Below are 25,493 nucleotides of genomic sequence, written 5' to 3' on the forward strand. Positions count from 1 at the left end.
GCAAACGAGGGAGGTTTTGGTTGCCCCCGGACGGCTACTCTGCAACCCGACTGCGCCCGAAGTTTCTGTAAGGGCTCGATTTGCGCATGGGCTATGCTTGAATTTGAGGCGCAGTCTTTTTTGACATTCTCCCCATCTTCAACTTCGCCGTCATCTCCCGATTTTGCGCGGAAGAGCATTCGCGTCTGTGGAGTGGTACAGGGCGTCGGCTTTCGCCCCTTTGTTTATCGTCTTGCAACCGAGGAGAGCCTTGCGGGCCTGATCGGAAATGACACCGATGGCGTGATCATCGAGCTCGAAGGACCTGCAGCGCGGATTCAGGCATTTCTAGCGCGGCTTACGGCGGAGAGGCCGCCGCTGGCGCGCATTGACTCCGTCACCATCGGCGATCTTGCGCCGACCGGCGAAACCGGCTTTCGCATCGTGGCCAGCGAGGTCCTCGGCCGAGTCAGCACTGGCATCCCTGCAGACGCAGCCACTTGCGCCGATTGCCTGCGCGAACTGCTCGATCCCGCCGATCGCCGCTATCGCTATCCGTTTCTGAACTGCACCAACTGCGGGCCGCGCTTCACCATTACCCGCCGCATCCCCTACGACCGCCCGCAGACCTCGATGGCCAAATTTCCGATGTGCCCGGAGTGCCAGGCCGAGTATGACGATCCGCTCAACCGCCGCTTTCACGCGCAACCGAACGCCTGCTGGCGCTGTGGCCCGCACGTCTGGCTTGAATCGCCAGATGGCTCACCGATCGATTCCGCCGATCCGGTTGCAGATACCATTGAACGCCTTCTCCGCGGTGAAATCATGGCCATCAAAGGCATCGGGGGATTTCACCTGAGCGTGGACGCGACCAGCGAGGATGCCGTCACGCGCCTTCGCCAGCGCAAACACCGCTACGGCAAGCCGCTCGCCATCATGGTCCGCGATCTCTCCGCCGCACGCTCCCTCTGCGACCTGTCTTCCGCAGAAGAAGCCCTGCTGCAGACGCCTGCGCACCCCATCGTGCTCGCGCACGCGCGCAGCCACAATGGAATTGCTCCTGCGGTTGCGCCGGGGATTCCTTGGCTTGGTATTTTCCTGCCCTACGCGCCGTTGCAGCACCTGCTCTTCGCCGACTCGCGTGTGAAGGCGCTGATAATGACCTCGGCGAATCTCAGCGAAGAACCGATCGCCATTGACAACGACGAAGCCCGCACTCGCCTCGCTGGTATCGCCGACGCGTTTCTCATGCACGACCGTGAGATCCTGCAGCGTTGCGACGACTCCGTCACCGCATTCGTCGATGGGTTGCCCCAGATTCTTCGCCGCGCTCGAGGTTTTGTCCCGCTCGCAGTGTCATTGCCGGTCGAAGCGCCGCCGCTTCTCGCCGTCGGAGGTCATCTGAAGAACGTCTTCGCGTTGGCTCGCGGCAAATTTGCTTACCAGAGCCAGCACATCGGCGATCTCGAAAACGCGACGAGTCTGGAATTCTTCGAAGAGTCGCTGCGGCACCTGATGCATACCTTTGAAATCGAGCCGCACACCGTTGTGCACGATCTACACCCCGGCTATCTCTCCACAAGCTGGGCGAAACAGTGGGCCGACGACCGCGGCCTTCGCCTGATCGGCGTTCAGCATCATCATGCGCACATCGCAGCCTGCATGGCCGAGCATTCTCTCGCCGGCCCAGTCATCGGTCTCGCGCTCGACGGCACCGGTTATGGGACCGATGGCCGCATCTGGGGCGGGGAAGTGCTGGTCTGCAGCCTCGACAAATTCGAACGCTTTGCGCATCTGGATTATGTTCCGATGCCCGGAGGAGATGCTGCTGTTCGTGAACCGTGGCGCATGGCGTTTGGCCATCTTGTCGCGGCTGGGTTCTCAGAGGACGAAGCGCGGGAACTGGTGGGAGCGACGGAACTGGAGGCCCGCGTGATGCGCCGCATGATGGAGCGCCAAATCAATGCGCCTCTCACATCCAGCCTGGGCCGCCTCTTCGACGCTGCTGCTGCTGTCATCCTTCACAGGCGAAAGGTGGATTATGAAGCGCAGGCAGCGATAGAACTGGAGGGAATCGCATTCGATGAACCGGATCGGTTGCGCCGCATGGACTACGTACCGGAGTTGTTTGCCCCGGACACCGAAAGCAATGGATCGCTGTCTCTCAAACTCGGCTACCTGTGGCGAACAATTGGGGATGATCTTCACCGCGGCGTGCCGAAGGCGAGAATTGCGGCGCAGTTTCACGCAGGCGTTGCCGAAGGCTTCATCGGGGCGGCAGCGAATGCTCGCGAGAAAACCGGCCTATCTCAAGTTGTGATGAGCGGCGGGTGCATGCACAATCGCCGGCTCACAAGGCTCCTTCGCGCTGGACTTGAAGAAGAGGGCTTCAAGGTGTTCCTGCAGTCCCGCGTCAGCCCCGGCGATGGCGGTCTCAGCTACGGTCAGGCTGCCATCGCCGCGTCCGTCTTGTACAGTGAAGGTACCCCTTGATCAGGTACGAGGATTGAACCCATGACGATTCGTGGAATTATCTGGGTAGTATTGTTAGCCCTTGCCGGAATCCTCAGCGCCTGGGTCAGCCTTTTTGGCATCATTGCCGCCATCCGCATCGATCTGCGCCAGGATACCCTGCTCTGCCTTCTCTATTGCGGCCTGCCGGCACTCTGTTTACCGGTTTTCCTGTTCGTGCGACCGCCGCGCCGCGCCGCGGTTTTGCTTTCTCTGATGGCGCTTACCTATCTGGGGGCCTTCTCCACGCTCAGCTGGCGCACTTGTTCCGAACTTGGCTATTGCCAGAGCCTTGTGGCAACGGTAATGCAGACGCTGAGCACCGACAGGGTTCTGGCGTTTTTCTGCGTTGTGATCTTGAGTCTTCTCGCCCAGCTGGCCGACGACCAATCGTCGCTTTGGTAGGGCAAACAACTATCCCGAAAGCTTTACCAGTTGTTCCGCCTCAATCTTCGGGCCGAGGATGGAGATGCGCGGAATGCGTCCCCGTACCATCGCCACTTCGTCGCAGCGATGCAGGCGCGGGCAGTTCTGGCAGTCCTTGAAAATCTTGTCGGGGAGTTCCGTCTTGTCTTCGACGGTGCGAAACCCGTACTTGAAAAAGAAGTCGGGAATCCGCGTGAAAAGGCAAACGGATTGGATGCCGTGCTCCTCTGCCTCTTCAATCAAAGCGCCCAGAATGCGTCCGCCTGCGCCCTGACCCTTAGCCTCAGGCTTCACCACGATCGAGCGCACCTCGCACAGATGCGGCCCGTAAAAATGCAATGCGCCGCAGCCCTGAAAAACACCGCCGTCCGAATCCGCCACGGTAAAGTCGCGCACGTTTTCGCAGATCTCCGCAAACGAGCGTTTCAGCAGCGTGCCGTCGCCGGAAAGAGAATTAACCAGGTCGTAAATATTCGTCGCATCCTTTAGGAGCGCCTTACGCACCAGCATGAATCACCTCCGGTGCATCTGCTTTCTTAAGGAAGGCCACACGCTGAGCGGCCTCGCATAATGCTGCTTTCACGCGGTCGGTTGCCGTCCCGCCCGCCACGTCATGGCAGTCGAGGGTAGCCTGAAGAGTAACGGCCGCATAGAAGTCCTCGCCAAACTCGCTGCCGAATTGACGCAGTTCATCCATGCTCAGTTCGCCCAGCTCCACACCCTTCTCCAGCGCAAAACGAACCGCGTTGCCGATCTTTTCATGCGCCGTGCGGAAAGGAACGCCCTTGTGTACAAGATAGGTCGCTCCGGCCATCGCATTCAGATAGCCCGTCTGCGCCGCCTCGCGCATGCGTTTGAAATTGAACCCGAGCGCAGCCGTGAAGCGTGCCACCAGCGCGAGCATGGGCGCGACAAACTCAACTTGAAACGCGGGCTCCTGTGTCTCCTGCATATCCTTGTTGTAGGCCAGCGGCAATCCCTTCAATTGCAGGGTAACTGCTTCTGCCGCGCCATGGATGCGCCCGAATTTCGCGCGAATCAACTCGGTCAAGTCGGGATTCTTCTTCTGCGGCATCGCGCTCGACCCGGTTGAGAAGGCCTCCGGCAGTTGTACAAGCCCGAACTCAGCCGTCGCAAATAGCGTGATCTCCTCCGCAAACCGGCTCAGGTGTAGACCGACGAACGTGAGCGCCTGCAAGTAGTCGAGAATGAAATCGCGATCGCTGGTTGCGTCTATCGAATTGTTTGTAGGCGCCGTGAATCCGAGTTCACGTGCCGCAATCTTCCGGTCCAGCTTGAGGGTCGCTCCCGCAACTGCTCCCGATCCTAGAGGGCAGTAATTCAGCCGTGCCGAGCAGTCCTTTAAGCGCCCCGCGTCGCGCAGAATCATCTCGACGTAGGCCAGCATCCAGTGCGCCACCAGCACCGGCTCGGCACGCTGAAGATGGGTGTAGCTCGGCATCACGGCATCGTGAGCCATGTGGGCTTTCTCCAGTAACGCCCCGGCCCACTTGGCCAACGCCTCGATCACTAGCTCGATCTGCCCGCGCACATACAGGCGCAGATCTGTCGCAATCTGCTCGTTGCGCGAGCGTCCTGTGTGCAGCTTCCGACCTAGATCGCCGATCCGCTCAACGAGAGACAACTCGACAAAATGATGTATGTCTTCCGCAACCGGATGGTTGCGCACGCGCTCTGCGCCTTTGACAGTGCCGAATTCGGATGCGATCGAATCGAGCGCCGTACGCAGTTCCACTGTTTCTGGCTCCGACAGAACTCCAGCCGCGCAGAGAGCAGACGCATGCGCCTTGCTCCCGGCTATCTCTTGCGCGAGAAGCCGCCAGTCAAACACAATGGAGCGCTGCCACTGCTCGAACTCTGCGTCGAGCGGCTCGCGAAAACGGCCGGACCACATCTTCCCGGATTGTTGTTCGTTCGACATTGCGTTAAGCGTCCCTCACGGTGTCTTTTCCCTTACCGCTGTTTAACTGCGGCATTTCCATGCCTTTGTTCAGGGTGAGGAGGCCGGTTTCGGCATAGGTGAGGAGCTTTGCCCGGGTGTCGGTAATGTCCAGATTGCGCATGGTGAGCTGGCCGATGCGGTCGCGCGGAGAGAAGGCGGAATCCGTCTTCTCCATGCTGAGGCGTTCGGGGTGGAAGGTGAGGTTGGGCGACTCAGTGTTAAGGATCGAGTAGTCATTGCCGCGGCGCAGTTCAAAGGTAACCTCGCCGGTGACGGGTCTAGCGACCCAACGCTGCGCGGATTCGCGGAGCATGATGGCCTGGGGGTCGAACCAGCGGCCCTGGTAGAGCAGGCGACCGAGTTTGCGGCCATTTTCGCGGTACTGCTCGATGGTGTCCTCGTTGTGGATGCCGGTAATGAGGCGCTCGTAGGCGATGTACAGCAGGGCGAGGCCTGGAGCCTCGTAGATGCCGCGGCTCTTGGCCTCGATGATGCGGTTCTCGATCTGGTCGGACATGCCGAGGCCGTGGCGACCGCCTATTTGATTGGCCTCAAGCAGGAGAGCGACGGGATCATCGAATTGCTTGCCGTTGAGAGCTACCGGGAAGCCCTCTTCAAAGCGTACTGTCACCTCTTCGCGCGGGACCGCGACGTCGTCGCGCCACGAGGCCACTCCCATGATGGGAGCGACGATCCTGATGGACGAAGAAAGATGTTCCAGGTCCTTGGCTTCGTGGGTTGCACCCAGGATGTTGGAGTCGGTGGAGTAGGCCTTCTCGGCAGACATCTTGTAGGCGAAGCCCGAGCGTTGCATGAACTCGGACATTTCGGCGCGGCCGCCCAGTTCGTCGATGAATGCGGCGTCGAGCCAGGGCTTGTAGACCTTGAGATCGGGATTGACCAGCAGGCCGTACCGATAGAAGCGCTCGATATCGTTGCCTTTGAAGGTGGACCCGTCGCCCCAGATGTGAACGTCGTCCTCCTTCATAGCCGTGACGAGCATAGTTCCAGTAACGGCGCGGCCGATGGGCGTCGTGTTGAAGTAGGTGACGCCGGCGGTGCTGATGTGGAAGGCGCCGGCCTGCAATGCGGCGATGCCCTCGCGGACAAGCGGGCCTCGGCAGTCGATCAGGCGAGCTTTTTCGGCGCCGTATTCGAGAGCCGCGCGCGGAATGGCATCGTAGTCGGTTTCGTCAGGCTGGCCAAGGTTGGCCGTGTAGGCATAGGGGAGCGCCCCCTTCTGCTTCATCCAGTGCAGAGCAGCGGAGGTGTCGAGCCCGCCGGAGAAGGCGATCCCTACCTTCTGGCCGATGGGCAAAGATTCGAGAATTACAGACATGCCTGCGGAACCTCAGAAACAGTTTTCAGTTGTCAGTGATCAGTGGTCAGTCATCTCTTTGCGATTAAAAGTTATGAACTGAGGACTGAAAACTTGGCCACGTTTGGCAGTCCGCCAAGCAACAGCAGCAGGAGCGCTTTCTGCGCGTGCATGCGATTCTCGGCCTGGTCAAACACGATGGACTGCGGCCCATCCAAAACCACATCGGTAACCTCGGCATTGCGGCGCGCCGGAAGGCAATGCATGAATACGGCATTCGACGCGGCCTTTGCCATCAGCGCCTCATTCACCTGGAAGGGCCTGAAGATCGGCGCGCGCTTGGTCGACTCGTGCTCCATGCCCATGCTCACGCACACATCGGTGTAGACTGCGTCTGCGTTTTCGGCTGCGGCCTGGGGATCCTGCGTCAGCTTCACTTCGCAGCCATTCTGCTCTGCAATCTCGCGAGCCTTGGTCACGATCTCGATATCCGGCGAGTAGCCGCGTGGCGTTGCCACGGTTACATTCGCGCCCAGTTGCGCACCCGTAAGCATCAGCGAGTGGCATACATTGTTGCCGTCGCCCACGTACGTAAAGTTCAAACCGGCCGAGGTGTCAAAGTGTTCTTCCAGCGTCATAAAGTCCGCTAGCGCCTGGCACGGATGCTCGAAGTCCGACAACGCATTGATCACCGGCACCCTTGAATTCACCGCCATCTCGGTGATGGTGTCGTGCGCATAGGTGCGCAGCACAATCACGTCGACCCAGCGCTCCACGTTGCGCGCAACATCCGCAATCGCCTCGCGCTCGCCCAGCGGCGAACTGGTTTGATCGACAAAAATCGCATTGCCGCCCATTGTGTTAATGCCCGTCTCAAACGCCAGCCGCGTGCGCAGGCTCGCCTTCTCAAACATCAGCACCATCTGCTTCGCGTCGAGCGCGTGCCGATACTCGCGCGGATTCAGCTTCACGTCGTGCCCCAGCTTTACCATCGCCCGCACTTCGCTGCTTGAGAGATCTGCAATCGAACACAGATCTTCGCCTGCCAGCCGCGCTGCCGCAGCAAGAATGTCTTCGTCTTTTTGCACGGGAACCGCCGGCACGCGGCGCTCCATGGTTGCTCTGCTAGCCAAGGCTGTTTCCTCCTGTGTTCTGATGTGCGGCGCTCACAGGCGCGGCTTTCTCGGTAAAGATTTCGTCCAAGGCCTTGATGGTTTCGTCCACATGCTTGCGCTCGATGATGTACGGCGGCAAGAAGCGCAGCACCGTGTCGCTGGTGCAGTTGATCAGGATGTGCCGCTTGAGCATATCGGCGACGGTCAGCTTCGCCAGGTCCGCGGAGTCGAGCTCAGCAGCCAGCATCAATCCCTTGCCGCGGACATCCTTGATGCAATCGTGCTTCTTTGCCAGACCGCGCAACTGCGCCTGAAAGTAGTCGCCTACTTCGGTCGCATGCTTGAGCAGGTCTTCGCTTTCGATGGCGTCGATGACGGCAATCGCCACTGCGCATGCCAGCGGGCCACCGCCAAACGTCGTCCCGTGCATGCCCGCATGAATCGCCCGTGCGGCCTCTTCCGTGCACAGAATCGCGCCTAGCGGAATGCCGCCCGCAATCGGCTTGGCCAGCGTGGTTACGTCCGGCTGGATACCGTAATGCTGGTACCCGCACCACTTTCCCGTCCGTCCCATGCCTGCCTGGATCTCATCTACGATCAGCAGTGCGCCCGTCGAGTCGGCCAGCTTCCGCGCCTCGGCGAAGAACTCCTGCGACAGCGGACGGATGCCGCCCTCGCCCTGGATCGATTCAACCAGAATGGCGCAAACATCATTGGAGAACTTCGCGCGCAGGTCGGTTACGTCGTTGAATCTCACAAACTCGACGCCGGGAACTCCCGGCGCAAAGGGCTCGCGATACTTTGCCTTGTAGGTCGTCGACATCGACCCGTAGGTGCGTCCATGGAAGCTCTGCTCCAGCGCGAGAAACTTCGTTCCGATCTGCTTGCCTTCGCTGCGCAGCAGCCCTGCATGTGCGCGCGCCAGTTTGAGCGCACCTTCCCACGCCTCAGTGCCGGTGTTCGAAAAAAACACGCGATCCATGCCTGTGCGCTCGGTCAGCCGCAGTGCCAGTTCCGCCTGCCCCTCGTGATAGAAGAGATTCGATGTATGGATCAGTGCACGGCTCTGGTTCACAATGGCTCGCTCAATCGCCGGGTGAGCATATCCCAGCGCGTTCACGCCGATGCCGCTCAGCAGGTCGAGATACTTCGCACCGCCTTCATCAATCAGGTACACGCCCTCTCCACCCACAAACAAGATCGGGTTCCGCTCGTAAGTTTGCAGCAGCAACTTTGACTCTGCTGCACGAATTTGTTCAAGCTTCGTCAATTCACTCTCTCCTCAGGCGACCATCACTTCGGTACCGTGGGCTACGCGGCTGCTGCACAGGTCGGGAAGGAAACCGGCCGCCTCCGCGGGTAAGATCCGTACACGTTTCACACCGTTCAAGAGCGCTTCGCGGCAGGCGCCCAGTTTGGGCAACATGCCGCCGGAGATAATCGCGCTCTTCGCCATCTCCGCAATCTGATCGATGCTGAGCCAGCGCAGCACATTTCCGTCTGCGCCCTTTACGCCTGGAACATCCGTCAAAAACACGAGCGCATCCGCGTGACACGCAACTGCACACGCTGCAGCCATCTCGTCACCGTTAATGTTGTAGTATTCGCCGTCAAAACCCAGGGCAATGGGCGCGATCACCGGCACGCCGTCCAACTTCCAGATCGCCTCAATCCACCGCGGATCGCTCGCCACAATTTCGCCTACAAAGCCGAGGTCCGGTGCGGTCCGCTTCTTGCGCGCGCGAAACAGCAATCCATCGCCGCCGGTCATGCCCACGGCAGGCTGTCCGAGCGCACCCAAAGCGGCGACGAGCCCCTTGTTCACCTTGCCTGCGAAAACCATCACAGCGATGTTGCGCGTCTCGGCGTCCGTCACCCGCAGCCCGTTCACAAACTCGCTCTTCACGCCCAGCCGTTCCATCATGCGCGTCAGTTGAACTCCGCCGCCATGCACCACAGCCACCTGGTGGCCATCGCGAACCAGGTCGGTAATGGCGTGAACGCAACCCTGCATCAGCTCCGGAGTCTCAAGGCCGGCACCGCCCAGTTTGACCACATACTTCATGCCAACCCCTCCGCTTCGTCCCAGCCAAGCATCACGTTCATGTTCTGCACCGCCTGCCCAGATGCGCCTTTCAGCAGATTGTCGAGGCAGCTCACAATCACCGCCCGTCGCCCATCGCTCGAAATCTGAAATCCGATGTCCGCAAAATTCGTCCGCACCGAATATCGAATCTGCGGCAGCGCTTTCTCATAGATGCGCACCATGGAGCTGGATGCAAAAAATTCGCGATAAATTCGCGCCACGCTTTCGTGCGTCTGCGCCTCATTGAATCGCACGTAAATCGTCGACATCATCCCGCGTGGAATGGGCAGCAGATGCGGCGTGAAGACAATGTCGCTTGCGCAAATCCCGATCTGCTCGAGCAATTCCCCGGTGTGGCGATGGCTGAATACGCCATAGGCTGACAGATTATCCGCCGCGTGCATGAAATGCGTCTTCGATGTCGGCGCTTTGCCGGCTCCGCTGACGCCGCTTTTCGCATCAGCGACTATGCCGTGCGACAGGTCGACAATCCCCGCAGCCACCAGCGGCCGCACCGCCAGAATCACCGACGTCGCATAGCATCCAGGATTCGCCACCAATTTCGCGCCGGCGATCTCTTTGCGATGCAACTCCGGCATTCCGTAAGCGGCCTTCGCTTGCGTCGCCGCAGCGACCTCCGAGCCTTCATCTTCAAACGCGTACACTGCGCGATTCTTCGCGTCCGACAGCCGCCACGCACCGCTCAGGTCGACCACGCGCAATCCATGCTTCAGTGCCTCGGGCACCCATTCGCGCGACTGCTCGTGCGGAGTCGCCAAAAACAGCACTTCCACTCCGCGATCCTTGAGCCGCTCCCAGGAAAATGGCTCAACTTTCAGAGAGCCGCTGCCGTTATTATCCGCGAGCTGCGGATGAATCTCTTCAAGCGGGACCCCACCGCGCGCCGCATCCTTCTCATCCACGCGGCCGGCAAAGACAGGCGGTTTGTCCTTCAGTCGCGGATGATGCAGCAGCAAGCGGGCAAGCTCCGCACCTGCATAACCCGTTACGCCCACAACCGCGGTTTGTACGGCCCTTGTCATGACTCCAGCATCTTTCTTAGCCGCGTCTCCACCTCGTGCGCGCGTTTCAAATCCGGGCAAATCACCAGAACCGTATCGTCGCCGGCAATGGTCCCCACCACATCGGTCCACCCTTCGCGGTCGAGTGCAGCAGCCATCGGCTGCGCCCCGCCCATGCTCGTCCGCAGCACGACCTGGTTCATCGCGCGGGTCACAGTCAGACCGAAGCTCTCCATCATTTCGGCGGCAGTAGGCGGCCCATCATCGGCCGCATGTGTTCCGGCGCCATTTCCGTTTCCATTGGGAAGGGAATAGCCGCCCGGCCCTTTGGTCAAGCGCAACTCGTGGATGTCGCGCGACAGCGTCGCCTGCGTCACTTCAAATCCACGGCGGCGCAGCTTGCGCCGCAGCTCGTCCTGGTTGGCCACCAGTGCGTGCGCCACAAGTTCCCGAATCGCATTGTGCCTTTGAAACTTCATATCTCGTGTTTCCGAGCAAAGCAAAAACGCGGCTCGCAGTGGCGGCCGCGCTTGAATAAATATACAGAAAAAGTGTATAAGTATGCAAGTTCATTTTCCACGTCAGCCGGCAGAATCACCGAAGTTACTTCCCTAAACTCAAGTTGCGAACTCCGAAGCCAAGTTGTCGACGCCCAGCGCATATCGCCTGTTGTCCGGCTTGTTCGTTTGTCCCGCGCAATCGCTGCCCGCAAAGTGAAAACCGGGAGGCGCGGAAATTCGTCCGCCTCACCCCGAAGCAGGCCTGGTCCAAGTTGAATGGATGGTTCCGCGGAAATGCGCCGAGCCTCAGTTGACGAGCATCTCTTTCAGCAAGCTTTCCTGCCGGTTTCGAACCTGCCCCGCGCGCTCCAGGAGCTCTCGCAGATTCTCCGGCGCGTTCAGGTCGGAAGTCGTCACGTGTCCCATGCTGAACTTGATCGGAATTGGCCTGCCGTTCCGGGCGCCGCGCGCCGCCGTTGCGGCTTCAAGACGCAGCGCTGCCACCGAGATGCCTGTGCGGTCGAACTGCCCAGCGACGGCAAACGCATCCGCACCAATGCGGCCCTTGATGTCCGACTCGCGGAAGGTCGCGCGCAATAACTCTCCGGCCTCTTTCAGGGTTGCCGCCGCAACATTCGGTCCCAACTCCGTGTGAATCTCAGCCAGATTCTCAATATCGACATAGAGCACGCTGAAGGGAACACTCGCGCGCTGTGCCAGTCGCAATGCATGCTCGGCCAGCATCTGGAATCCCCTGAAGTTATAGAGCCTCGTCGCCTCGTCCCGCAGAACCAGGTCATGAATCTGGTTTTCCATTCTGCTGATCCGCCACGTAAAGAACAACAGGATGCCGCCTGCCACCGCTACTCCGGCTGAAGCGGCTAACGCCGCGTTCAGATGCCGTGCGGGGCCAACGCGACTCATCCATTCATGCGCCGCCTCCCAAATAAACGGCAGCACGACCAGAATTGGCGCAAAGATTCGGGCCAGCCTGCTTCCCACGCCCACTCCCAGAAAGATGGAGAAGACACCGTGTTCCGCCTGTCGCAGTGCGACTGCGATTGTTAGCGCGACCAGGCAGATGAGTAGAGCGGCCTCCCCGGGGCTTCCCGTCGATCTTCCGAACAGGGCGAAGCGGCTAAACGCCGCGTCTGAAATGAGCAGCAGGCTCAGGAGGCAAAGTCCGCACAGCAGGAAATCCACGACGTGATTGATCAGCCAGTTCTTCTTGTCCACCATGAATACAACCAGCGCCAGTGCGACAAACCCGAGAGAAAACCTCACCGCCAAAAGTGCGCCGTCGCGGGGTGGGGACGTTCCGAGTCCGAAGCGCGAAGAGAAAAGGATTGCCGCAGCTCCGCAGATGACAAGCAAATCGACAGCGTGCGCCACGTAGCTGACTGCGACTCCCATCCTTTGGGGTTCCGATAGGAACAGGCTTATGCCGCACAGCAGCGCGGTAACCAGATATGGCATGCTGGCGCGCGCCGCGGTCGCCGTTGAGCCTCCCAAGTGGATTCCAAGCAGCGGCAGCAACCCGAAGAGGACTCCGATGGCAGCCACGCCCAGGCAAACTCGCTGCGCAAATCGTGCCGCACGAAAAAGCTTCGGATCGGGCAATACCGTCAACGAATCTGGAACCATCTCATTCATGCGTTCAGTACCAATACTCTTCGCGATCCAATCAAGGTGCTATTTCCAATTCATGTGCGTGTCCGTTTACGCCCGCGCCACTCTCTTGCTTCGCTTGTCCCTGTACATCGCTTCATCCGCCCGCCGCACCAGTTCCTTCAGGCTCTCGTTCGAAGGATGATCGAGCGTCACGCAGCCAATGCTCAGGCTCAGCGGGTATTTCCTGCCGGTCGCAGCGGTGCGCTCCGCAGCGGCTGCCTTCAGCCGCGTAGCGGCTAGTTCAATCCCCACCATGCTGAATTGACCGGCCACCACAAACTCGTCTCCGCCAAATCTGCCTTTCACATCCGTTTCGCGGAAGCACGCCAACACCAATTCGCCTGTCTCGGCCAGGTACATGGAACCCACGCTGTGGCCCTGGTCGTCGTTGATCTTCTTCAAGCCGTCGAGGTCGATGAACAAGACGGAGAAGGGCAACTCCGCGCGCTGCGCCAGTCGCAGTGTCTGCTCGCCCAGCAGATAGAAGCCGCGCATGTTGTACAGGCCTGTAAGCTCGTCGCGCAGCGTCAGGTCGTGAATCTCCTTCTCCATCGTGTTGATGCGCCACACCAGCACGAGCAGCAGCACCATAGAGAGCCCTGCCGCCAGCGAAGTCAGGATCGCTGCCCCATATTGTTCCGGGACGATATCCTTCAGGATGACGCGGGTTCTTGCCACCTCGATCAGGAAGGGAAGCACCAGCAGCACCGGGGCAAAGCCGCGCGCGATGCGGCTTCCAATTCCTGCGCCCACAAAGATCGACCACACGCCCTGTTCCGCCTGCCTCATCGCCACAACCCACGTCAGCAACACAAGGCACATCAGCAGCAGCGGCGAAATCATGTTGTTCGCCGAAAGCCGCAGGAGCCCAATCGACCCAAAGAGGTTCTCGCTCAGCAGAACGAGCGTCACCAGGCAGATCAAGGGCACAAGCCCATCGGCCACTCGTTTCAAGTACGACCCGGTGCTGCTCACCAGGATCATGGCCAGGCTCAGCAAGGCGAATGCCGCCGGAGAATGAACTGGTAGCGCTCCCGTGTTTCCCGGAGCCCGATCTGCTTCGAGCAGGAGGTCCACTGCCGGAAAAAGTCGAAACACAGACTCCAGCAGGATGAGAATCGCCAGCAGGCCCGCCTGCGCTGCGATGTATCGGCTCGCGCGCGGCAATGACAGGTGGTTTCCCGGTTCAGAGAGGGCGAGGCTCAGCGCACACAACAGCACCATCAGCGACATGGGGACGCTCATGCGCGTCAACGCGGCGGGCAGGTAAGTTGCAATGGGGGGGAAAAGCCAGTTGGCGAATACCGTGAGCGCCATCAGCGCCACCACCAGAAGACAGGCCTGTTGCAAGACGGCAAGCTTCTCAAGAAGAGCTGGATCGGGCTCTCCGGGCGGCAGAGATGCAATGCGCTTTGGCATGTCGTTAGACGGCGGCTGGTACGTTTGGCTGGGGTGATCTTACCGCACAAATAGGCCGTTCCTGGGTGACGAACCGCATACCTTTGAAACGGAAGTTTGACCCGAAACCTTGCAGGACACAGGGACTTATGATTTGTTCGCCTTGAGGCCATCCTCCAGGACGCTTCACCCGCCCAATCCCGCCGCTGTTACACTCTCCCTTGGTCACAATTCAAACCGATCGGTTAAACGAAACGCCCGATGATCCCTCCGCCTCTCTCGACCATCAACGACCTGTTTTGCCGCATGGCCGCAGCCGCAAGTCCCCGCGCTATCCTCTGGCAGGACGAGTTCGGCAACTGGCAACCGATTTCCTCCGACCAGATCTACCAGCGTGTCCACACCCTCTCTGAGGCCTTTCTTTCCTGGGGAGCAAAAAAGGGCGATCGCATCGCCCTGATCGCCGAAAACCGCTGGGAGTGGGCTGTCTCCGACTTCGCAATCCTCGCCATCAATGCCGTCAACGTTCCCATCTACTCGACGCTCACCGGTGACCAGATCGCCGTTCTTCTCGCCGACGCCGGTTGCCGTATCGCTATCGTCTCCACCCGCCAGCAATACGACAAACTCAACGCCGTCCGCTCCCGGACATCCCTCGACCGAATCCTCATGATGGACGGCAATGCTCCGGATGGCGCCATCGGCTTCTCCAAGATTCTTGCCGGAGCCGACGACGCGGGGTCCTATCGCGACCCGGTCTTCGATGCGCTCGTCCGCTCTGTCGAGCCCGACGATTTAGCCACCCTCATCTACACCTCGGGTACAACGGGTGAACCCAAGGGCGTCATGCTCACGCACGCCAACATCGCGACCAACCAGAATCTCGCGGCGCGCGAATTCAGCTTTGACGAAACCGATGCTTGCATCTCATTTCTTCCCCTGTCGCACATCACCGCCCGCGCGCTCGACTACGTGATGTACAACCACAATGCGCAGGTCGCCTACTGTTCCCAATTCGACAAGCTCCCGCAATCGATGAAGGAAGTTCGCCCCACCGTGTTTGTAGGTGTCCCGCGCGTTTACGAGAAAATCCGCCAGGCGGTTGAACAAAAGTCCAATGCCTCGCCCATCAAAAAACGGGTTCTTGCCTGGGCGCTGAACGTGGGTGCGCACCACCGCGACACGGTCTACGCCGGCGCTCAGCCCTCTTCGTTTTTTTGGAAAATTGCCAATAAGCTCGCCTACAGCAAGGTGCGCGAAGCATTCGGTGGCCGCGTGCGCATCTGGGTCTCCGGCGGCGCACCACTCGGTATCGACACGGCAAAGTGGTTCGCCTCGGTCGGCATCGCTGCGTGGGAGGGATATGGGCTCACGGAAACGTCGCCCGTCATCGCCCTCAACAGTCCGGCGGTTCAGCGTATGGGTGCTGTTGGCAAGCCGCTCGCGAATATCGAGGTCAGATTTGCGGAAGACGGCGAACTCCTCGTTCGCGGTCCTTCCATCTTCGTCGGTTACTGGCAAAAGCCCGAGGCCAACAAGGAGTGTTTCGATGCCGAAGGCTTTTTCCGCACCGGCGACATCGGCCGCCTCGACGACGAGGGATTCCTCTACATCACAGATCGCAAGAAGGAACTGCTCAAGACCTCGGGCGGTAAACTCGTCGCCCCGCAGCCCATCGAAAACAAGCTCAAGAACTCCGTCATGGTCGCGCAGTGCGCACTGGTCGGCGACAAGCACAAATTCATCGCCGCGCTGATCTCGCCCAACTTTGCCGCGCTCGAACCGTGGGCCAAACATGCCGGTCTCGGAAGTCTCGATCGCCCGGCACTCGTCGCCGACCACCGCGTAGTCGCGCTTTATGGTGAAGTCGTCCGCGAAGCCAACGCCGGCCTCGCCAACTTCGAAACCATCAAGCGATTCCGCCTCGTTTCAGATGAGTGGTCGCAAAACTCCGGCGAGTTGACTCCGTCCATGAAGCTCAAACGCCGCGTCATTTCGGCAAAATATGAGTCGGTAATCGACGAACTTTACGCGGACGAAGCAACCGCACGCGCCGAATAGGGGACTCGATCCGTCCGAACTCCTTGCGGAAAGTCTTCCCCTTGGTCCACATCGACTGCAGGCCGCGAAAGAATGGTGCGCCCCAGGCTCCTACCGCTAGAATCCCGCCAAACAGGATCACCGCATCGATGCTGACACGCCCCTCCCGCGACCAGTAGTCGTTGGGATCGAGGTTCAGCCAAAGCGAGAACTCGTCCAACGTCAGCGCCGCGCCAACTCCATAGCCCACGCTCATGAGCCTGCTGAAGAAGATCGACAGCGGCGAGTGGCTCCGTCCCAGGTCGAGCAGCCACCCGTAGCCCACCAGCAGCAGGATCATGATGCCCCACACCAGGTGATGGATGTGATGGCCGCGCACCACCACCCAGTTGAATGGCCCGTGATTGTGAATGATCAGTCCGACCAGAACTCGCACGCCCGCGAAGGTGATCAGGAACGATGTCGAAGCAATGAACATGCGGCGGCGGGGTCGATCCGGAATCGTCGACCGCACCAGGAAGCCAAGCCGTGTGAGTTGCAGCAGCACCAGCAGCACGACGACGACCAGGCTCGCAAACGCAAGCAGGACCAAGGCTCCTGTTCCTGGGATTTGCATACTCTCCTATTCAACCATTCCCGGGCGCCCTTTTTCTCAGGGAATCCAACGTGAGCTGAGAAATGGCTCGATTTATCAGCCGCGTGAGCGGTGTCACGATCTTGCTTTACAACTGCGGCTTATACTGTGTAAGGCGTCGAGAGCGTCGATTCCATTTCACGCCCGACCAGCAATTCAGGCTATTCCCGGCGCGGCCTGCGGGACACGCGGCTAGCCGAAATTCGATCAGGAGAAATTCACGATGCGAGTTGCACTATTGACCGGCGGCGGCGACTGCCCCGGCTTGAATGCAGTCATCTATGCGGCGGTGCGCAAAGGAATCCAGACCTACGGCGACGAGTTCATCGGCTTCCTCAACGGCTGGCGCGGCGTGCTCGATAACAACTTCATCCCGCTTACCCTCGAGAGCACCGACGGCATTCAGCTCAGGGGCGGCACCATCCTGCATTCGTCGCGCACCAACGTGAAGAAAATCCCTGGCGGCATCGAGAAGGTGCAGGAAGTCCTAAAGATCAACAAGATCGACGCCCTCATCGCCCTCGGCGGTGATGACACGCAGTCTGTCACTCTCTTCCTCGCTGAAAACGGCGTCAATGCCGTCGGCGTCCCTAAAACCATCGACAACGATATCAGCGGCACCGACCAGACATTCGGCTTTGATACGGCGGTCATGATCGCCACCGAGGCCATCGATCGCATTCACACCACCGCTGATTCGCATAATCGCGTCATCGTCGTCGAAGTGATGGGACGCGACGCCGGCTGGATCGCATACGCTTCCGGTGTTGCTGCCGGCGCTCACGTCGTGCTCGTTCCGGAAAAAGAAATCGACATCGACCACGTTTGCGCCCTGCTCAAGTACAACTACGATCACGGCAAGCACTACGGCGTTGTCGTCGTCGCGGAAGGCTGCCATCTGCCGGAAGTCGGCCAGGTCACCGGCTCCAAGGAAATCGATTCCTTCGGCCACGCGCGTCTCTCCGGCATCGGCGAAGCCCTTGCCAGCCTCATTGAGAAGAAGACCGGTTTTGAAACGCGCTCCGTCAACCTCGGCCACACCCAGCGCGGTGGAGTGCCTACAGCTTTCGACCGCGTTCTCGGCCAGCGCTACGGCCTTCACGCCATCGACATGGTGCACGAAAAGAAGTGGGGCCGCATTGCCGTTTTACACGGTCTCGACGTCACGGATATCACCATCAGGGAAGCCATCGCCACCAACCGCCGCCTCGACCAGCGCTTCTTCGATGTCATTCGCGACCTTGAAGCAAAAGTCTAGGTAATTCCCTCAAATATCTGATTTAGCAATTGTTATTGCATAGTTTTTGGTCTTCCATTCTGAAGCTTTGCCTCAAGGATGTGAGACCGCGTCTCCCTATCAGCAAGAATGCGGCTAACTCCACTAACCCGCTAGCTCCTCGAACCCCGCTCTCGTTTCCCCATGAATTACCGCCTTTACGAATACGACGACTTCGACGACCTCTATGCCATTGAGGAAGTCTGCTTCCAGTCCCCTGAGCGATTTACGCGCCGCTACATGCGCCAGCTTATTGCGTCACAGGAAACCGCGACCTGGATCGCCGAAGAGAACGGTCGCATGGCCGGCTTTGCAATCCTCGAATTCATCCGGCAGGTTGCCCCTACTGTTGCGTACATTTCCACCATTGAAGTGTTGCCCATTCAGCGCGGCCATGGCGTCGGCGCCGAACTCCTCCGTCGTCTGGAAGGCTCGGCTAACGCCGAAAGTGCTACCGGAATCTGGCTCCACGTCGATGTGGAAAATGCCTCCGCCATCCGCCTCTACGAGCGGATGGGCTATCGCAAAAACAGTCGTGCCAACCACTACTACGCGCGCAACCGCCCCGCCGCTATCTACGTGAAGCAATTGGTTTGAGCGCGATTGGATAGTTACTCGCGGGCTCCGCCGTCCCGCAATTCGCCGCCCGCGCACTGGAATCCCATTAGAATAGAAGCAGTACTCATGTCCATCAGCAATCCCAATCTGCCTAAGCTGGTCGTGTCTCTGCGCCAATACTGCGCACAGATGTTTCTGCACGATCTCCTCGCCGGTATCACCGTGGGCCTGGTCGCGTTGCCGCTTGCGATGGCTTTTGGCATCGCCTCCGGAGTCACCCCGCAGGCTGGCCTCTACACTGCCGTCGTCGCCGGTTTTCTCATCTCCGCCCTCGGCGGTTCGCGCACCCAGATCGGCGGACCCACCGGCGCCTTTGTTGTGATCGTTGCCGGCATCGTCGTCCGTTTTGGCATGAGCGGCCTCGCCATGGTCACCTTGATGGCAGGTGTCATCCTGCTCGTCATGGGACTCACCGGCCTTGGCTCGGCGGTACGCTTTATCCCTCGTCCCGTCGTTATCGGATTCACGAACGGCATCGCCGTTCTTATTGCCTCGACGCAGATCAAGGACTTTTTCGGCCTCCGCGTCGGAGCCGTTCCCAGCGAATTCCTGCCCCGCATGAAGCTTCTGATCGGGCATATGCCGAGCCTGAATTGGTCTACCCTGGCCATCGGCGCGGCCACGCTGGCCATCATGCTGATCCTGCCCCGCTTCACCAAGCGCATTCCTGCGTCGATCGTTGCACTTCTGGCCTGCACCATCGCTTCCGTAGCTTTGCATCTTCCGGTCGAAACCATCGGCACACGCTTTGGCGGAATCCCACGCGGATTTCCGCCCTTCGCCATTCCCAGCTTCCACGCCGAGAACATTCTGCCGCTGATTCCATCGGCGTTTACGGTAGCGCTGCTCGCCGCGCTTGAGAGCATGCTCTCCGCGGTTGTCGCCGATGGCATGACCGGCGACCGTCACAATCCCAATGTCGAACTTGTGGCGCAGGGAATCGCCAACATTACTTCGCCGCTCTTCGGCGGCATTCCCGCCACTGGAGCGATCGCCCGCACCGCCACCAACATCCGCTCCGGCGCGCGCTCCCCGGTCTCCGGCATAGTGCATGCGTTGACCTTGCTCGGCATTCTCCTCGTTGCTGCTCCGCTTGCCAGCTACATCCCGCTCACAACTTTAGCCGCGGTGTTGTTCGTAGTGGCCTGGAACATGGGCGAGTGGCGCGAGATCGGCGGCATTCTCCAGCTCGGCTTCACGGCCATCGCCGTCTGGATCGTCACTTTCGCCCTCACGGTCTTTGCCGATCTCACCGTCGCCGTCAGCGTGGGTATGGCATTGGCCGCGCTGGTCTACATCTACCGCATCGCTGATACCACCACCGTCAGCGCTGTCACCGACGACTACATCCGCGATGGTCTACCGCACACGCTGCAGGGGCGCATCATTCCGCCCTACGTCACACTCCTGCGCATCCACGGCCCGTTCCTGTTCGGCACTACTGAGAAACTGGTCGAGTCCACCGCCAATATCGAAGCCTTTGAACCGGTGGTCATCCTTCGGCTGCGCAACATGACAGCCATCGACTCCACAGGCATTCATGCAATCGAGACCTTCGCCAAGCGACTCACCGAATCTGGTCGCACTCTGCTGCTCTGTGGAGCCATGCAGCAACCCTCGAACCTACTCCAAAAGCCGCGCTTCCTCGATCACGTTGGCCGCGAAAACATCATGCCCAACATCCAGGCCGCCCTCGACCGCGCCAGGGAAATCTACGAATCCCACGCCGTTCTCGCAAGCTGAACTCCTGCACCGTTCGGCCGCCAATTCGTTAAACTGACCTTGGGGAGTGCATCATGAGCGACGGCCGCGAAGAGCGCGAAGAACGCGAAAAGCGACGCAAACAGGAAGAGCAGGAAGATCGCGAAGATCGCATCGATGCCTATCTCCATGACCAATGGAAGCCTGAGCGCCGCGAATCATGACATGGATTGAATCAGGGCAGAAGAGAGAGCTATAGCGCGCAGTGCGGCAGTTACATTATCGCTTCAAATTTTTCCCATAAATAATTGCATCCAGGGCAGTTTTTGCCAACCGGATGCTCGGCTGCGTATCCGCATAGTCCGCAAACAAAGAACGGATGTTTCTCATACTCCCAACCGCGCCTGCCACCGCCGTGCACACGAGCCATAACGTCGCCATATAGCTGCACATGCGACTTATCCGCCTCGAATGCCCAGTGAAAGCTGCGGATGGCCGTTGTGTCAAACAGCGGAACCGCCGTGGTGAGAAAAGCGGGGTAGAGATAGTCCACTTCAAACCTCTGGTCGACCAGGGTCGCTTTCAGATTCTCGAAGGTTCCTTCGACGTGCATCTTGGGCGCGTCGATCCCTGGTGACCCGCCCATGTGCCGCAGCACCCGCGCGTGGTTGCCCGCATGGATTTGTTCAGCCAGCGCGGTGGCGCGAAACAGGCTTGCGAGCCCCGGATAGCCTTCTTCGTCCGCGCGGGTTGCATAGGCCTTGTAGGCTGTGCTCGTCTTGGTCTCTTCCTCGAATGCGGTTTCAAGGTTACGGATCACGGTGAGATCCTCAACTCCTGCCCCGTAAGCGAGCATGCGATCCGATGCCATCACCTGCAATATCCTCACCTGCTTGGATGCAGTGAACGGTACGCAGGTGATGTAGATCACATTGAATTATCCAAAGAAAATCGAGCTCGTGGCGCTTGCTACCGCGTCGAGATCAATGAATTGACCACTGCTGCGGCCCCTCAGTGAATCCGCTCAAACCGGTCCCAGACAGAATTGCGTAATGAATCGGCTGGTTATTCCCGTACTGCCTGTCCGTCGTGGTCGACAAGAAAATATCGAATGGCCGAGGCAGGTGAGGACAATCGTGGCAGCCAGCACCACAGTCAGCCAGCCCGCATCACACCCAGAAGAAAGCAAACCATGGCCGTAGTGAGGGATACAACGCGCCAGCGATGCATCGCGTCCCACTGTCCTGCCTCCTTCAGCGCTGGCTCCGGCGCTGCCTCCGGATCCGTGCGCACCAGCCGATTGTTGATCGGAACCAGAAAGAAGATGGACAGAACAATCATCGAGGCCCACAGCGCGCTCGCAGCAATCAGCAGCAGGCAGCCATTCTCGCCATGCCTCAAGACCGCCTCGGCAATCAGCAGCAGAAGGCTTGCGCCATACCAGAACGGCATCGCCGCGCCCAGCTTTGCGCCAAACAGCCGAATAGCCCGCAGCTCTTCGCGCGCGCCCAACTTGCGCAAAATTGGATTGATGAAGACTGCAACGGCAAACTCGGTGCCGATCAGCAGGCCGATACAAACGGTTGTGACGATATCCAATAGAGGTCTCATATTCAACTCCTGAGCCTCAGACTCCGCACGGCGATAGAATGATTCAGTAAGCGGTGCTGACAAATATGTCAGTAACGCATTCCCCGTTCAGGTCACAACATGCCGGTTTCAAAAAAGGAGATTTCCGAGTGCCCCATCGACGCCATGCTGTCCGTCATCGACGGCAGATGGAAGGGAACCATCCTCTGGCGACTCTCTGAGAAACCCATGCGCACGAGCGAATTGCTGCGCAGCATCCCCGGTATCACCGAGCGCATGTTGATCCGCCACCTTAAAGACCTGGTCAGCGACGGCATTCTCATTCGCCAGCGTGAGAAGGGAACTCACCCCCGCGTTATCTACACCATCTCCGACTATGGAATGACGATGCTCCCGGTGCTCGAACACATCTGCGCCTGGGGACGGAAGCACATCGTAGTGCGCAACATTGCTTGTGCAAACCGCTAGTTGTGCTTGCCTTTCCACTCCGAGTATGGCCCCTGGAAGTCCTCTATGCCTTCCGGCTTGAAGTTCCACAGCCGCGTTGCCACCTCATCGATCAGATCGTGATCGTGCGTCACCAGCAGCACAGTGCCTTCATAGCGCTGCAGTGCGATATTCAATGCGTTGATCGATTCGAGATCGAGGTGATTCGTAGGCTCGTCAAAGATAAGGATGTTCGGCTTGGTCAGAATCAACTTGCAAAACGCCAGCCGTGCCTGTTCGCCGCCAGAGAGCGCCTTGGTAGGCTTTTCGCCCTCTTCGCCGCTGAACAGCATCTGCCCCAGGATGCCGCGAATCTCCTCCACATGCGCTGCCGGATTCCAGCGGTGAAGCCATTCAGCCACCGTCAGCCCATGTTCAATCGTCGCACCCACGTCCTGGGGAAAGTATCCAATCTGTGCCTCGTGCCCCCAGAAGACGCTCCCTGAATCGAGCGTGAATTCCTTCTCCGCGAGCCCCGGATAATTTGCCAGCAGGCTTTTTAGCAGCGTCGTTTTGCCCGCGCCGTTTCGTCCCATCAGGCAGATTTTTTCTCCGCGCAGCACATTCGCAGTAAATCCGTCGATCACCCTAAGGTCATCGTAGAGTTTCGTCAGGTGCTTGAACTCCAACACGTGCTTGCCGCTGGGTCGCACTTGGTCGAAGCGAATATATGGCCGTTGAATATTCGAGCGCGCCAGTTCGTTGGTTTGCAGCCGCTCCACTTCCTTGCGCCGGCTGGTTACCTGCGACGACCGCGTGCCCGCCGCGAACCGCGCGATAAATTCGTTCAACTGCGCAATCTTCTTTTCCCTTTGCGCGTTTTGCGACTCCAGCGTGGAACGAATCTGGGTCTTCGCCATCACCATGTCGTCGTAGCCGCCGCTGTAGATGATGATGGTCTGGTAATCGATATCGGCCGTGTGCGTTGTTACGCTGTTCAGAAAATGGCGGTCGTGCGAAATCGCAATCAGCGTTCCGTCGTAGGAATTCAGAAAATCCTGCAGCCAGTGCACCGAATCCAGATCGAGATAGTTCGTTGGCTCGTCCAGCAGCAGCGCCTCCGGCTTGCCGAAGAGCGCCTGCGCCAGCAGTACACGCACTTTCTGCCCGCCCTGCAGTTCGCCCATTTTGCGCTCGTGGAGTTCTTCGGTGATGTCCAGGCCATCCAGCAGCACAGCCGCATCGGCCTCCGCCGTGTAGCCGTCTTCGTCGCCGATCACGCCTTCCAGTTCGCCGAGTCGCATGCCGTCGGCATCGCTCAGTTCGGCCTTCTCGTAGATGCGATCGCGCTCTTCAAGTGCCGCCCACAGTGGTTTATTGCCCATGATCACGGTATCGATCACGCGGTAGGCGTCAAAGGCGAACTGGTCCTGGCGTAACACGCCGAATTTTCGCGGACGCACCACCGTGCCTTTCTGCGCTTCCAGTTCACCGGTCAGCACCTTCATAAAGGTGGTTTTGCCTGACCCGTTTGGTCCCGTAAGTCCATAGCGCCGCCCCGGCGTAAAGGTCACTGACACTTCTTCAAACAGCACTTTCGCGCCGTAGCGCATCGACACATTACTTACACTCAGCATTCGTTTCGTTTTCCTGTGCGCGAGCCGCTGCGCAGTATCGGCCACGGGGGGCCGATGCATATTCAAATTGGCTCAGAGTTTCGGGACTCGCGACTACAAAGATGAATCCCGTAAGAACTGCCGCACTTCCAGTTTCTCATAACTCGACGCTCAGCGCTGCGTTCGCCGAGCAGGGCAATCTTGAAATAAAACATCGACTTACGCTTAAGCGCGCCTCACGGAATTCCAACAATCTTATGCGTTTGCAAACTCAGCCGCCACTGTGGATGCGCCATGCAATACCGCACTGCCAGATCGGTATTCGCGACTCGGTCGGGTCCGTCCATTGGCTGCAAGAAGAAATGCTTGAATCCGAGCCCCTCGAACGCCGGGGGTATCGCGTCCGCCTGAGGAAACACCAGCTTCAATTCATCGCCGGTCGTCTGCACCAGCGGGGCGCCGGCCTTGGGACTCACGCATACCCAGTCAATCCCGGCCGGCACCGCTACCGTTCCATTTGTTTCGACCGCAATTTCAAAATCGCGCTCGTGCAGCGTATCGATCAGCACGCGATCCAATTGCAGCAGCGGCTCGCCTCCCGTACATACTACGAATCGCGTTCTCTCAGCTCCACGCACCGGCCACGTCGCATCAATCGCCTCTGCCAGATCGCCGGCGGTCTCAAACCGGCCTCCACCCTCTCCATCCACGCCCACAAACTGCGTATCGCAAAATCGGCAGATCGCCGACGCGCGATCGCTCTCGCGCCCCGACCACAGATTGCATCCCGCAAACCGGCAGAACACTGCCGCGCGCCCCGCCTGCGCACCCTCGCCTTGCAGCGTATAAAAAATCTCTTTGACCGCGTAGCTCATCGTGTCGCCTTCAAATCCCGATAGAACAGGGGATCGTCAATCCCGTTTTCGCTGAATCCTTTTCTTCGCAGGAAACACGAGTCGCATTGCCCGCACGGTTTCCCGTCTAGCGCGGGATCATAGCAACTGCTGGTCAGGCTGTAATCCACGCCCAGTTCCAGACCTTTCTTGATGATCTGCGCCTTCGTCATCTGCATCAGCGGAGCATGGATCACGAGTTTCTGCCTCCCCTCCACGCCCGCCTTCGTCGCCAGGTTCGCCATCGACTCAAACGCACGGATGAACTCCGGCCGGCAGTCGGGATAGCCGCTGTAATCCAGCGCATTCACCCCGATAAACACATCGCTTGCTCCCAGCACCTCGGCCCACGCCAGCGCAAATGAAAGGAAGATCGTGTTCCGCGCCGGCACATATGTCACGGGAATTCCACGCTCCATCTCCGCGCTGTCCCGTCCCTTCGGCACGTCGATATCATCCGTCAGAGCCGACCCGCCGAAAACGCGCAGATCGATGGTCGCCACCCGATGCTGCGCCACCCCCAGCGCCGCCGCCACGCGCCGCGCCGCCTCGAGTTCAAAGCTGTGCCGCTGACCGTAGGCGAATGAAAGTGCATGCACCAGGAACCCCTCGCTCTGCGCGATCGCTGCCACTGTCGCAGAGTCAAGCCCGCCGCTCAGCAACACAACCGCCGGCTTTTCCGGTTCAGAAGTCAAAATTTTCATTGATCT

24 protein-coding genes are annotated in these 25,493 nt (G+C 59.4%); 8 read left to right on the plus strand and 16 right to left on the minus strand.

Annotated elements, in window-relative coordinates; genetic code table 11:
- The first annotated feature begins 120 nt into the window (after window positions 1-120).
- Together hypF and WCA10_RS20995 are read left to right on the plus strand one after the other, a co-directional pair.
- The gene (gene hypF / locus WCA10_RS20990) at window positions 121-2,472 is read left to right on the plus strand and encodes a carbamoyltransferase HypF (RefSeq protein ID WP_472824483.1); all 2,352 of its coding nucleotides are present in this window, start codon (window positions 121-123) and stop codon (window positions 2,470-2,472) included.
- A 21-nt stretch (window positions 2,473-2,493) separates the two neighbouring features.
- Entirely contained in the window at window positions 2,494-2,895 is a 402-nt protein-coding gene (locus tag WCA10_RS20995; RefSeq protein WP_472824484.1) for a hypothetical protein, read from the plus strand.
- Between the two features lie 9 nt (window positions 2,896-2,904).
- On the opposite strand, the gene WCA10_RS21000 is transcribed toward WCA10_RS20995, so the two are convergent.
- The 10 genes from WCA10_RS21000 to WCA10_RS21045 form a co-directional block, all read right to left on the minus strand.
- Window positions 2,905-3,426 carry a GNAT family N-acetyltransferase gene (locus WCA10_RS21000; protein ID WP_472824485.1) on the minus strand — a complete coding sequence of 174 codons (522 nt, stop codon included), beginning with the start codon at window positions 3,424-3,426 and terminating at the stop codon, window positions 2,905-2,907.
- Entirely contained in the window at window positions 3,413-4,858 is a 1,446-nt protein-coding gene (gene argH / locus WCA10_RS21005; protein ID WP_472824486.1) for an argininosuccinate lyase, read from the minus strand. The genes WCA10_RS21000 and argH overlap by 14 nt, the downstream gene beginning before the upstream one ends.
- A gap of 4 nt (window positions 4,859-4,862) precedes the next feature.
- A complete protein-coding gene (argG, locus tag WCA10_RS21010; RefSeq protein WP_472824487.1) occupies window positions 4,863-6,218 on the minus strand; it encodes an argininosuccinate synthase in 1,356 nt (451 codons plus the stop codon).
- A 71-nt stretch (window positions 6,219-6,289) separates the two neighbouring features.
- The gene (argF, locus tag WCA10_RS21015) at window positions 6,290-7,330 is read right to left on the minus strand and encodes an ornithine carbamoyltransferase (RefSeq protein WP_472824488.1); all 1,041 of its coding nucleotides are present in this window, start codon (window positions 7,328-7,330) and stop codon (window positions 6,290-6,292) included.
- The gene (locus tag WCA10_RS21020) at window positions 7,323-8,582 is read right to left on the minus strand and encodes an aspartate aminotransferase family protein (RefSeq protein ID WP_472824489.1); all 1,260 of its coding nucleotides are present in this window, start codon (window positions 8,580-8,582) and stop codon (window positions 7,323-7,325) included. The genes argF and WCA10_RS21020 overlap by 8 nt, the downstream gene beginning before the upstream one ends.
- A 12-nt stretch (window positions 8,583-8,594) precedes the next feature.
- Entirely contained in the window at window positions 8,595-9,377 is a 783-nt protein-coding gene (gene argB, locus WCA10_RS21025; protein WP_472824490.1) for an acetylglutamate kinase, read from the minus strand.
- On the minus strand, window positions 9,374-10,441 hold the full coding sequence (gene argC, locus WCA10_RS21030) for an N-acetyl-gamma-glutamyl-phosphate reductase (protein WP_472824491.1): 1,068 nt from the start codon (window positions 10,439-10,441) through the stop codon (window positions 9,374-9,376). The genes argB and argC overlap by 4 nt, the downstream gene beginning before the upstream one ends.
- Window positions 10,438-10,899: an arginine repressor gene (locus tag WCA10_RS21035; RefSeq protein ID WP_472824492.1), complete on the minus strand. Its 462-nt coding sequence runs from the start codon at window positions 10,897-10,899 to the stop codon at window positions 10,438-10,440. The genes argC and WCA10_RS21035 overlap by 4 nt, the downstream gene beginning before the upstream one ends.
- A gap of 327 nt (window positions 10,900-11,226) precedes the next feature.
- Window positions 11,227-12,573, minus strand: a complete 1,347-nt coding sequence (locus WCA10_RS21040) for a GGDEF domain-containing protein (RefSeq protein ID WP_472824493.1) — start codon at window positions 12,571-12,573, stop codon at window positions 11,227-11,229.
- A gap of 66 nt (window positions 12,574-12,639) precedes the next feature.
- Window positions 12,640-14,010: a GGDEF domain-containing protein gene (locus WCA10_RS21045; RefSeq protein ID WP_472824494.1), complete on the minus strand. Its 1,371-nt coding sequence runs from the start codon at window positions 14,008-14,010 to the stop codon at window positions 12,640-12,642.
- Window positions 14,011-14,250: 240 nt separating this feature from the next.
- On the opposite strand from WCA10_RS21045, the gene WCA10_RS21050 reads away from it, so the two are divergent.
- Window positions 14,251-16,050: an AMP-dependent synthetase/ligase gene (locus WCA10_RS21050; RefSeq protein WP_472824495.1), complete on the plus strand. Its 1,800-nt coding sequence runs from the start codon at window positions 14,251-14,253 to the stop codon at window positions 16,048-16,050.
- On the opposite strand, the gene WCA10_RS21055 is transcribed toward WCA10_RS21050, so the two are convergent.
- Window positions 15,980-16,645 carry a hypothetical protein gene (locus WCA10_RS21055; protein ID WP_472824496.1) on the minus strand — a complete coding sequence of 222 codons (666 nt, stop codon included), beginning with the start codon at window positions 16,643-16,645 and terminating at the stop codon, window positions 15,980-15,982. The genes WCA10_RS21050 and WCA10_RS21055 overlap by 71 nt on opposite strands.
- A 241-nt stretch (window positions 16,646-16,886) precedes the next feature.
- On the opposite strand from WCA10_RS21055, the gene WCA10_RS21060 reads away from it, so the two are divergent.
- From WCA10_RS21060 to WCA10_RS21075, 4 genes are all read left to right on the plus strand, one after another.
- The gene (locus WCA10_RS21060) at window positions 16,887-17,921 is read left to right on the plus strand and encodes a 6-phosphofructokinase (protein WP_472824497.1); all 1,035 of its coding nucleotides are present in this window, start codon (window positions 16,887-16,889) and stop codon (window positions 17,919-17,921) included.
- A gap of 162 nt (window positions 17,922-18,083) precedes the next feature.
- Window positions 18,084-18,536 carry a GNAT family N-acetyltransferase gene (locus WCA10_RS21065; protein ID WP_472824498.1) on the plus strand — a complete coding sequence of 151 codons (453 nt, stop codon included), beginning with the start codon at window positions 18,084-18,086 and terminating at the stop codon, window positions 18,534-18,536.
- 87 nt (window positions 18,537-18,623) lie between these two features.
- Window positions 18,624-20,300 carry a SulP family inorganic anion transporter gene (locus WCA10_RS21070; protein ID WP_472824499.1) on the plus strand — a complete coding sequence of 559 codons (1,677 nt, stop codon included), beginning with the start codon at window positions 18,624-18,626 and terminating at the stop codon, window positions 20,298-20,300.
- Between the two features lie 53 nt (window positions 20,301-20,353).
- Window positions 20,354-20,482, plus strand: a complete 129-nt coding sequence (locus WCA10_RS21075) for a hypothetical protein (RefSeq protein WP_472824500.1) — start codon at window positions 20,354-20,356, stop codon at window positions 20,480-20,482.
- Between the two features lie 50 nt (window positions 20,483-20,532).
- Here WCA10_RS21075 and WCA10_RS21080 read toward each other — a convergent pair whose 3' ends face one another.
- Together WCA10_RS21080 and WCA10_RS21085 are read right to left on the minus strand one after the other, a co-directional pair.
- Window positions 20,533-21,129 carry a rubrerythrin family protein gene (locus WCA10_RS21080; RefSeq protein WP_472824501.1) on the minus strand — a complete coding sequence of 199 codons (597 nt, stop codon included), beginning with the start codon at window positions 21,127-21,129 and terminating at the stop codon, window positions 20,533-20,535.
- A gap of 284 nt (window positions 21,130-21,413) precedes the next feature.
- Window positions 21,414-21,869, minus strand: a complete 456-nt coding sequence (locus WCA10_RS21085; RefSeq protein WP_472824502.1) for an anthrone oxygenase family protein — start codon at window positions 21,867-21,869, stop codon at window positions 21,414-21,416.
- Window positions 21,870-21,968: 99 nt separating this feature from the next.
- Between WCA10_RS21085 and WCA10_RS21090 the strand changes: the two genes are divergently transcribed.
- A complete protein-coding gene (locus WCA10_RS21090; protein WP_472824503.1) occupies window positions 21,969-22,316 on the plus strand; it encodes a winged helix-turn-helix transcriptional regulator in 348 nt (115 codons plus the stop codon).
- Here the strand turns inward: WCA10_RS21090 and WCA10_RS21095 are convergent.
- The 3 genes from WCA10_RS21095 to queC all read right to left on the minus strand — a co-directional run bounded on the left by WCA10_RS21095 (window position 22,313) and on the right by queC (window position 25,487).
- On the minus strand, window positions 22,313-23,911 hold the full coding sequence (locus WCA10_RS21095; RefSeq protein ID WP_472824504.1) for an ABC-F family ATP-binding cassette domain-containing protein: 1,599 nt from the start codon (window positions 23,909-23,911) through the stop codon (window positions 22,313-22,315). The two genes, WCA10_RS21090 and WCA10_RS21095, sit on opposite strands and share 4 nt — an antisense overlap.
- 215 nt (window positions 23,912-24,126) lie before the next feature.
- Entirely contained in the window at window positions 24,127-24,765 is a 639-nt protein-coding gene (queE, locus tag WCA10_RS21100; protein WP_472824505.1) for a 7-carboxy-7-deazaguanine synthase, read from the minus strand.
- Window positions 24,762-25,487: a 7-cyano-7-deazaguanine synthase QueC gene (queC, locus tag WCA10_RS21105; protein WP_472824506.1), complete on the minus strand. Its 726-nt coding sequence runs from the start codon at window positions 25,485-25,487 to the stop codon at window positions 24,762-24,764. The genes queE and queC overlap by 4 nt, the downstream gene beginning before the upstream one ends.
- Between the last annotated feature and the right edge of the window lie 6 nt (window positions 25,488-25,493).

The sequence above is a fragment of the Occallatibacter sp. genome, assembly GCF_049582745.1.
GTDB lineage: Bacteria > Acidobacteriota > Terriglobia > Terriglobales > Acidobacteriaceae > Telmatobacter.

Bases quoted from the DNA above. Each gene is read 5' to 3' on its own strand.
- WCA10_RS21050 (WP_472824495.1), top strand. From the start codon at position 14,251: ATGATCCCTCCGCCTCTCTCGACCATCAACGACCTGTTTTGCCGCATG.
- WCA10_RS21070 (WP_472824499.1), top strand. From the start codon at position 18,624: ATGTCCATCAGCAATCCCAATCTGCCTAAGCTGGTCGTGTCTCTGCGC.
- argH (WP_472824486.1), bottom strand. From the start codon at position 4,858: ATGTCGAACGAACAACAATCCGGGAAGATGTGGTCCGGCCGTTTTCGC.
- WCA10_RS21095 (WP_472824504.1), bottom strand. From the start codon at position 23,911: ATGCTGAGTGTAAGTAATGTGTCGATGCGCTACGGCGCGAAAGTGCTG.
- WCA10_RS21035 (WP_472824492.1), bottom strand. From the start codon at position 10,899: ATGAAGTTTCAAAGGCACAATGCGATTCGGGAACTTGTGGCGCACGCA.
- WCA10_RS21045 (WP_472824494.1), bottom strand. From the start codon at position 14,010: ATGCCAAAGCGCATTGCATCTCTGCCGCCCGGAGAGCCCGATCCAGCT.
- queE (WP_472824505.1), bottom strand. From the start codon at position 24,765: ATGAGCTACGCGGTCAAAGAGATTTTTTATACGCTGCAAGGCGAGGGT.
- WCA10_RS21080 (WP_472824501.1), bottom strand. From the start codon at position 21,129: ATGGCATCGGATCGCATGCTCGCTTACGGGGCAGGAGTTGAGGATCTC.
- WCA10_RS21000 (WP_472824485.1), bottom strand. From the start codon at position 3,426: ATGCTGGTGCGTAAGGCGCTCCTAAAGGATGCGACGAATATTTACGAC.
- argC (WP_472824491.1), bottom strand. From the start codon at position 10,441: ATGACAAGGGCCGTACAAACCGCGGTTGTGGGCGTAACGGGTTATGCA.
- WCA10_RS21065 (WP_472824498.1), top strand. From the start codon at position 18,084: ATGAATTACCGCCTTTACGAATACGACGACTTCGACGACCTCTATGCC.
- WCA10_RS21090 (WP_472824503.1), top strand. From the start codon at position 21,969: ATGCCGGTTTCAAAAAAGGAGATTTCCGAGTGCCCCATCGACGCCATG.
- WCA10_RS21055 (WP_472824496.1), bottom strand. From the start codon at position 16,645: ATGCAAATCCCAGGAACAGGAGCCTTGGTCCTGCTTGCGTTTGCGAGC.
- queC (WP_472824506.1), bottom strand. From the start codon at position 25,487: ATGAAAATTTTGACTTCTGAACCGGAAAAGCCGGCGGTTGTGTTGCTG.
- WCA10_RS21075 (WP_472824500.1), top strand. From the start codon at position 20,354: ATGAGCGACGGCCGCGAAGAGCGCGAAGAACGCGAAAAGCGACGCAAA.
- argB (WP_472824490.1), bottom strand. From the start codon at position 9,377: ATGAAGTATGTGGTCAAACTGGGCGGTGCCGGCCTTGAGACTCCGGAG.
- argG (WP_472824487.1), bottom strand. From the start codon at position 6,218: ATGTCTGTAATTCTCGAATCTTTGCCCATCGGCCAGAAGGTAGGGATC.
- WCA10_RS21060 (WP_472824497.1), top strand. From the start codon at position 16,887: ATGCGAGTTGCACTATTGACCGGCGGCGGCGACTGCCCCGGCTTGAAT.
- WCA10_RS20995 (WP_472824484.1), top strand. From the start codon at position 2,494: ATGACGATTCGTGGAATTATCTGGGTAGTATTGTTAGCCCTTGCCGGA.
- WCA10_RS21040 (WP_472824493.1), bottom strand. From the start codon at position 12,573: ATGAATGAGATGGTTCCAGATTCGTTGACGGTATTGCCCGATCCGAAG.
- WCA10_RS21085 (WP_472824502.1), bottom strand. From the start codon at position 21,869: ATGAGACCTCTATTGGATATCGTCACAACCGTTTGTATCGGCCTGCTG.